This is a genomic window from Nonomuraea lactucae (assembly GCF_003313395.1).
GTDB classification, from domain to species: Bacteria; Actinomycetota; Actinomycetes; order Streptosporangiales; family Streptosporangiaceae; genus Nonomuraea; species Nonomuraea lactucae.
Window position 1 is genome coordinate 1 of the sequence record NZ_QNFZ01000544.1, and the last position, 1,684, is coordinate 1,684.

General features: G+C 71.9%; 1 protein-coding gene. It reads left to right on the plus strand.

Annotated elements, in window-relative coordinates:
- Positions 1-1,369: GMC family oxidoreductase (locus tag DQW85_RS23425; RefSeq protein ID WP_113702243.1), on the plus strand; the 1,369-nt coding region annotated here is incomplete at its 5' end.
- Between the last annotated feature and the right edge of the window lie 315 nt (positions 1,370-1,684).

Consider the following 1,684-nt stretch of genomic DNA (forward strand, 5'->3'; position numbering starts at 1 on the left):
ACCCGCGGCGTGGTGGGGCCTGCGCGGCGGGTCCGCCGACTGGGGCGACAGCACAGTGGAGCAGGCCGTCTCGGGGACGAGGGTGCCATGGCCGCGCGGGCGCGGCCTCGGCGGCACCTCCGTCATCAACGGCATGATCTTCATCCGGGGGCACCGGTCCGGCTATCGCGCCTGGGAGGCGGCCGGTGCGAAGGGGTGGGGGTTCGAGGACCTCCTGCCCTGGTTCCGGCGTACCGAGCATGCCGAGGGACGCGATCCCGCCGTCCGGGGGCTCGGCGGACCCATGATCGTGGCACCCGCCGTCGAACGGCATCCCGCCACGGTGGCGTTCGTCGAGGCGGCCCTGGAGGCCGGGCACGGCGCCGCCACCGACATCAGCGGCGGGCTGGAGGAGGGGTTCGGCTGGGTGGACCTCAACATCGTGCGCGGCGCCAGGCTGAGCGCGGCCGACGCCTACCTGCGGCCCGCGCTGGACCGGCCCAACCTGGACGTGGTGACCGGTGCGCTGGTGCACCGAGTGCGGATCGACGGTGATCGCTGCACCGGGGTGGACTACACCGCCGGCGGCACGTTCGCGCGGGTGGGGTGCGAGCAGGAGGTGGTGCTGTGCGCGGGCGCCATCGGCTCCGCGCAGCTCCTGCTGCTGTCGGGCGTCGGCCCGGCCGAGCACCTCCGGCAGGTCGGGATCGAGGTCGTCGCGGACCTGCCCGGCGTGGGGGAGAACCTGCACGACCATCTGTACGCCCCGGTCGTGTACGGGACGCCGGCGCCGGTGCCGCCCGGCCGGAACAACAACATCGAGGCCATGGGGCTGGTCCGCAGCGACCCGTCGGTGGACGTGCCGGATCTGCAGATCTTCATGTACGCGCCCGCGCCGGGCGACGCCGACGGCTACGTCATCTCGGCCGGGCTGGTCACCCCGCACAGCCGCGGCCGGCTGCGCCTGGCCGGTGCGGACCCCGGCGTACGGCCCCTGATGGACCCTGACTACCTCTCCGACGGCCGCGACGTGGAGGCGCTGCTCGCCGGCCTGGCGATGGTGCGCCGGATCGCACGCTCCACCGCTCTGGGCCCGTGGCGGGGCCAGGAGGTCTTTCCCGGTTCCGGAGTCGCCGGTCAGGCCGCACGCGATCACCTGCGCGCCCAGCCGAACTCCTACTACCACTACGCGGGCACCTGCCGGATCGGCACGGACGCCATGGCCGTGGTCGACACCGAGCTGCGCGTCCGCGGAGTGCGCGGGCTCAGCGTCGCCGACGCCTCGGTGATGCCGTCCGTTCCGTCGGCCAACACCCAGGCGACGGTCATGGCGATCGCCGAGCGCGCGGCGAGCCTGATCGGAGGGCGTCCGCCGGAGATGGCCGGATAGTCGGAAAGTGATCAGGTAATGGACTGTCTCATGGACAGATGATCGCCTTACGGTCCTGTCCGTCTGCCCAGCTCGTGACACCTTCGGGGGTGCTCTGACGGGCACGAAGGATTTTTGTTGTGTCATATGTGGATTTGTGCGCAGATCGCCGGCGGGGGGGCAACTAGCGTTCCGGCTGTCCGATAAAGGCAGCACAGCACTCATGACGGAGGTCTTGATGAACACGTTCCAGCACACCACCGGCAAGGGCATCACCTGGCGGAGCATGATGGGCCGCGCGGCGGCCGGCGCGGCCACCGCGGCGCTCGCCCTGAG